The 6,000-nt window shown below is 51.3% G+C and carries 7 protein-coding genes and 1 pseudogene; 6 read left to right on the plus strand and 2 right to left on the minus strand.

Annotation, left to right across the window (positions count from 1 at the left end):
- Positions 1–66 precede the first annotated feature (66 nt).
- Positions 67–861 carry an ATP-binding protein gene (locus tag BLU70_RS12905; protein ID WP_074693726.1) on the plus strand — a complete coding sequence of 265 codons (795 nt, stop codon included), beginning with the start codon at positions 67–69 and terminating at the stop codon, positions 859–861.
- 49 nt (positions 862–910) lie between these two features.
- Here the strand turns inward: BLU70_RS12905 and BLU70_RS14785 are convergent, their stop codons facing one another.
- Both BLU70_RS14785 and BLU70_RS14790 read right to left on the minus strand, forming a co-directional pair.
- Positions 911–1,408, minus strand: a complete 498-nt coding sequence (locus BLU70_RS14785; protein ID WP_420865901.1) for a LexA family protein — start codon at positions 1,406–1,408, stop codon at positions 911–913.
- A gap of 21 nt (positions 1,409–1,429) precedes the next feature.
- Positions 1,430–1,585 (minus strand): annotated as a pseudogene (locus tag BLU70_RS14790) (helix-turn-helix domain-containing protein); the annotation flags it as partial.
- 142 nt (positions 1,586–1,727) lie between these two features.
- Here BLU70_RS14790 and BLU70_RS15005 point away from each other — a divergent pair.
- From BLU70_RS15005 to BLU70_RS12935, 5 genes are all read left to right on the plus strand, one after another.
- Positions 1,728–1,928, plus strand: coding sequence for a helix-turn-helix domain-containing protein (locus BLU70_RS15005; protein ID WP_074693728.1), 201 nt, complete (start codon positions 1,728–1,730; stop codon positions 1,926–1,928).
- A gap of 26 nt (positions 1,929–1,954) precedes the next feature.
- On the plus strand, positions 1,955–3,142 hold the full coding sequence (locus BLU70_RS12920; RefSeq protein ID WP_074693729.1) for a winged helix-turn-helix domain-containing protein: 1,188 nt from the start codon (positions 1,955–1,957) through the stop codon (positions 3,140–3,142).
- Between the two features lie 13 nt (positions 3,143–3,155).
- Complete coding sequence (locus BLU70_RS12925; protein WP_074693730.1) at positions 3,156–3,872, plus strand: hypothetical protein; 717 nt, start codon at positions 3,156–3,158, stop codon at positions 3,870–3,872.
- A gap of 92 nt (positions 3,873–3,964) precedes the next feature.
- A complete protein-coding gene (locus BLU70_RS12930) occupies positions 3,965–4,069 on the plus strand; it encodes a putative holin-like toxin (RefSeq protein WP_143027544.1) in 105 nt (34 codons plus the stop codon).
- Between the two features lie 221 nt (positions 4,070–4,290).
- On the plus strand, positions 4,291–5,109 hold the full coding sequence (locus BLU70_RS12935) for an RpnC/YadD family protein (protein WP_074693732.1): 819 nt from the start codon (positions 4,291–4,293) through the stop codon (positions 5,107–5,109).
- Positions 5,110–6,000 lie beyond the last annotated feature (891 nt).

Here is a 6,000-nt window from a genome sequence, read left to right on the forward strand (position 1 = left end):
TTGATAGGTTTTTGACCTAATCGTCATAATGTATCCTCAACAAGAAAATTAGAGGGGGCAAGTGCGATGAAAAAAGGTTTTGCATTGTTGAGCTCCGTTGTAGCGGCCTCGACAGTCTTAGCACTTGGGTCGACAGCTTTTGCAGCCACAAAGACGACGTTGACGACAGGTCGTAAAGCGAATCAATCAGTTTTGACTCAGATTGATAACCTACAAAAGCAGCTGAAGCGCGAGCATCGAACGGTGTTACAACTGAAAGTCGAAAACGAGTTGACGCTGTATCAGGCAGATTTGAAGAAAGAGCAAGTTGCTCGCCAAAATATTGAAACAGCGATTTCTGACTATGAGAAGGCCGTCAGGGAGTACAAAGGCCATGATCACGGTATCATCGTCAAGACGCTTCCTACGGTCACGACGCTCGTGAACACCGTAAAAAAGGAACTCGAAACCGATCAGTCCTTGATCGATCGTGATATTCAAACGGTTAAGGTTGATATTTCTAAGGATCGTTTGCAAGTGGCCTACAGCGATCTCAAGAAAGCCGAAGCACGTGTCAACCAGTTGACGAATGAATTCAACTCGGCGGCTAAACGCCTGAACCACGTGACGACCATGATTGACAATGCCGCTACGAGCACAACGACCTCCACTTCGACCACGACTTCAACAGGGTCGAACAATACAACGGGAGCATCATCCTCATCAACCGGCACTGCATCGAGCGGAACGAACTCGACGTCTACGTCGAATGCGACGGGGAATAGCACCGTGACAATGAGCACGAATTCAACCTCTGTGTCGTCCAATACTACAGGCTCGACGAGCGTTATGACGAATTCGAGTAACGTATCCAATTCGTGATAACCAATATGCCAGGGTTTCAATTCGGGAACCCTGGCTCTACTTGTTTTTAAATTCGCCTTCTCACCTCGATTACTACCCCGATGACGTGGACATCTACCGAACTGTAAACCATTGGCTCCATGGCAGGATTGCTCGGTGATAGGATGCAAATGTTCCCCTGACACTTCACGCGTTTTAGAGTGGCTTCCTCTCCATTGATAGCTACGACACAGATGTCTTGCGGTGAGAAGTTGGACGTATACTTGACGATGACCAAGTCTCCAGGAAAGATGTAGTCTCCAATCATGCTGTCACCGACGACTTCGAGCGCAAAGCCCTCATGATTCCCAAGGAGATCCGAATCAACAAGTAAAAATTCCGAACTGTTGAGGGCCAACATCTCCATGGGTGTGCCAGCACGGATGGAACCCAGAAGAGGAATGGGAATTTGACGTTTATACCAAGACGGGTCAACAGGCTTTAGATCACGAGATTCAGACGTGCGATTGACCTGCTCATTCAGGACACCTGCGTGTAATAACAAATCCTCGTAAGGAACTTTCAAAGCAGAAGCTAGCTTCTTCAGTGTATGAGGCTTGGGCCTACCCCTTTGGCTGTTCTCAATTCGAGAGATCAATGCCGCACTCACACCTGAGTACAACGCTAATTGATTTATTGTCAAATTGCGTTCCTTGCGGAGTTTTCGGAGATACTGACCAAATTGAGACACAAACGCACCCACCTGAACTGTAGTTTAAGTTCAGTGTAGGTAGCGCTCTTGGCTTCGATAAATACTCGTTTTTCAAAAGTGTTGACAAAAGTTAAATTAGATCTTATATTGACTTTTGTCAAAGGAAATTAAATCCTGGAGGCTTGATCAGAACATGATTCGGTTAAGAGAGGAGTTTATCAAGCGCTACCTTCAGGATGTATCTATTCAACAGGTAGCCAAAGACATAGGGATATCCACTTCGATGATGTATCTTCTTATTAATCGAAAGAGAAATCCAGGGGGAAAGACCATTTTTAAGATACTTAAATATTATAAAATGCCTTTTGAGTATATATTTTACACGGATAATTGAGGTCCGTCAACGAACGAGGTGGTATCGTGCAACAAGGACCTATCCGCTTAAAGCGTGTGGTCATTAAAGAGGAACTCGTTGCGCTCACTGGCGACTACATTAAAGCGATATTGCTTAATCAATTTTTGTACTGGTCGGAACGCGTAGAGGATTTCGACCTGTTTATTCTCGAGGAGCAGCAACGCGCTCGCGATATCGGAGACGAGTTGAATATTGAACTGCGCCAGGGGTGGATTTACAAAAAGGCAGAAGAACTGTCGGAAGAGACCATGCTGAACTTGTCAAAAACCGCGATCGGTAATCACCTCAAATCGCTTATTGATGCTGGATGGATTGAGCAACGCCGAAATCCTCAGAACAAAATGGATAAGACGTACCAGTATAGGGTCAACATCGTGAATATTCAAAGGGATTTAATGCGACTTGGATACTCGTTAGAGGGATACCGGGTACCGCTCGATATCCTTGTCTCTGTCGCGGATGAACTTCGGAGTCCAGAAAATGAACTTCGAGGTCCACTGAATGGACTTCGAAGTCAAGAAAATGGACTTCGTAGTTTCGAAAGTGGACTTCGGAGTCCATTTCGTGGACAGCAATACCAGAGACTACATACAGAGATTATAGATGATGATGAAGACGAAGATCGCGCGCACGCGCGCGTGTTCCAAATCGAGGAATCTGAGCAAGGCCTACTCACGGACCTGTTGGACATGCCTGCCGAAATCTCAGCGACAGATGAGACACCGGCGCATACATACAACACCAGCTTGCCTAGTGCAACTCCTCCAAGCGCTTGGACGAATGATGACGACTCCTACATGGCCATCGACCAGCGCATGACGATGCACCTGGGATGCCCCTACTTCGCCAAGGGAAACGACTATCGGGCACTCAAGGAACTTACGGCGAGCGGCGTCCCCATGGACTTCATCCTGGCCGGCATTGACTACACGTTCGCCACTTTCGCCGACCGACGCCCGCGGAGTTTCGCGTATTGCGCGGAGGTCATCAAGGAGCGCTGGGCGGCGGAGATCGCCAAGCGACAGCCCGTCGAGGCTGTAAAATGGGCCGAGTATCGCGAACATTGCGCGAAACCTCAACCTTCGCCGTCACTTCACCGGACGAGCCGAACTCGCACATCTCAGCTGACACGCAAGGAGCGCATCCGCGACGAGCGGTACGCGGCGTTCTATGCACTCTTCCCGGATGAGTGAGGAGGTGACGGCGATGGAGGGGCACTACACGTACGCGCTCATGGGTCCGACGAGTGAGCACATGGTGACGTGCGAGATGCAGCCGGACACGTTCGTGGAGGTTCTGCGCGGGGCATTCGAGACGATCGGAATTCGCTTGGACGACCTCGTGTTGCGGATCTACGTGCAAGAAGGCGCAGGCGGGTGGCAACTGGTCCACGGCCGTGTCAAGGACATGCGGGAGGCCCAGCAGACGTGCCTTTTGCCTATGCCGCCGGAACCGACATCTGCCGCTCCGAATGTGCTCGATGACGCGACGTATCAGGAGATTGGGTACGCGGCGCTGAACCTGTACCGGGTGCTGTGGCAATCCCGCCAGCGCATCAAGGCAACGAGTTTGAAGACAAAGGTGCGAGTGCGGCAGTCGCTCCGCGCTTTGGAAGGCCAAATGCGGCTGATTGAGCAGGCTGTGGAGGGCACGGAATGGTGGGAATTGTTCCGGTTGCGGTATCAGCAGGGCAAGAAGCTCGTGGCCTGTGCGATGGAGCTGCACATGTCGTCGCGGACGCTGAACCGTGAAATCAGCGACATGGCGGTACACGTGGGGCGGATGCTCGCCACGGTGCTGAAAGAGCCGGAGCTTGCGGAGTTGATGGAGGCCGCGAAGCGCGTGCCAACGATGCCGAGTCGGATGGGGCGGGTGGTGCGATTTGAGCAGCGGGCGTTGTGGAACGAGGCGAAAGGTTCGTGAGATGCGAAGGAGGATGACTTTGGTACAATAGACCCCGGTATGGAACAAGCCTTGGGGCACCTTCACCCGCTGAGCGGGAGGAGGTGGGGCCGATGAGTGTGTACGATGCGCTATCGCTCGTATTCCAGTTTGCATCCTTCGTGGTTGCGTTTCTGGCGCTTGTCGTGACCCTGGTACTGGCGTTTAGACGCAAGTAACCGCCCCATCGCGCTCGACTGCCTTGGGGCGGTTACCGCCTGTCCAGATAGATACTGGCGGGTGGGATGCTCAAGGCATCCATGCCAGGGGAATTCGGAGCTAGCCCCTCCGAGTTCCCTTTTCAGTTTAAGCATACCACAACGGAATGATTCTGCAATGCCAGACGATGGACATCGCGCAAGGGGAGAGCGGCGCGGTATACTGGAGGCAAAAGAGCACGATGGAGATCGCACGAACCGGAAACGATATTGTGGCGAAACACCTGACTACCGCGTTGGCAGGCGAGGTGCTGTCGGTCATCGGTATCCATAACGCACGTGTGGTGCGCGCATTGCCGACCGAGTTGCCGAAGGTCGAGGTGCGACAGGAGTTCACGGACATCATGCTGGAACTTGCAGATGGCCGTCTGTTGCATCTCGAGTTCCAGACCACACGTGAACCGAACCTGTACCGCTTTGGCGCGTATGATTGGGCGATTGCCGAACGGTACAAGCGGCCGATCCGAACGGTGGTGCTGTACACGCGCGACGTGACCGAGGCACCGCAAACGTTGGACGCAGGCAGCATGCAATACACCGTCGAGAATGTGTACCTGGGACGCTTAGACGGGGACGCGGCGCTGGAGACCGTGAAACGCCACCTGTCCGCGCATGAGTGGACGGAGGAAGACCGGGTACGCTTGGCGTTCGCGTTTCATATGCGGTTTGAGCGCCGGACGCGGGATGAGGCGTTTGAGGAAATCGTCGAGGTTGTGCAGCGCGTGCCCGATGTGCATGAGCAGAACTATCTGGCGGCGCTGATTCTCGGCTTCAGCGGACGTGTGATGGCGGATGAGCAAAAGGAGCAGCTAAGGAGGGTGCTGGAGATGACGGATTTTCTCAAGGAATTGGAGAAGGAATTTGTCGAAAGAGGTGAGTGGTTAAAAGCTCGCGAGATTGCGAATAACCTGCTTGCAGAAGGCGTTCCTACGGAAGTGATTGAAAAGGCAACTGGATTGTCTCGTGAAGAGTTGGAAGAACTTAAGAAGCGTCTGCATTGAAGGTACCGTAGATGGCGGACTTCGTGAAGGATGGGGCTCAGAGTTCATTTCTGGCCCCTTTTTTGTAAAGTAGCAAAACATCTATCTTGAATATACAAGAAAATTCCATAGAATAGGAGGTGTTTAGGATGTGAGAACCAATTATGGAATAGGGGGAGTTCCGTTTGAGGCCGTATATTATGTCCTGGACTCGTCATGAGACAGTATCCAGTCATCCTGCTTCACGAAAAGAATCATTAGTGTCGAAGACAGAAGATAAGGCACATTCTACAACGGCAGTAGATACAGGACATACCCCATCGAATGCGACATCCGCATCCCTCTCGTGGACGGCAGCACATCTTACGATTTCCCCAGAGGCACTTCGTCTATACAACGCTTCACTCGCTAATCGTGAGACGAAGTCGACATCCGGAAATTCGCATATCATTACGCAAGTCAATTTAAACTCACCCAGTTCAAAAAATGATCAGAATCAATCAAGTAGAGGTTTGGTGTCCTCACTTGGGAAATGGGTACAGTCAACAGAAAATACCGTTTTTACTCGGGGTGAGCAATTGTTCGAAAACATCACACGCGATGCAGAAACAGCAATAAGTGACGTGAAAGTATCAGCTGCACATGTGTTAAATCGAGTGCAGAGTATCTATCAGTCGGCATCCAAGGTTGCGCAGAAAGATTGGAATGGCGTTACAGGTAAAGTGGAAAAAATCGAACATAATATGGTTCAAGGGGTTAGGGATGAGGTAAATGCTGTGTCAAGTACGACACGTACTGTAGCACATAGCGTAGAAAAGTGAGCGTCAAATCCCGCCCATCTTGCATTCCCGCCGTCGCTGCGTCAAAGTCGTACATGACAATAAACCCCGCCGGTTCCCCGGCGGGGCAACT

The sequence above is a fragment of the Alicyclobacillus hesperidum genome (genome assembly GCF_900107035.1).
Lineage (GTDB): Bacteria > Bacillota > Bacilli > Alicyclobacillales > Alicyclobacillaceae > Alicyclobacillus > Alicyclobacillus hesperidum.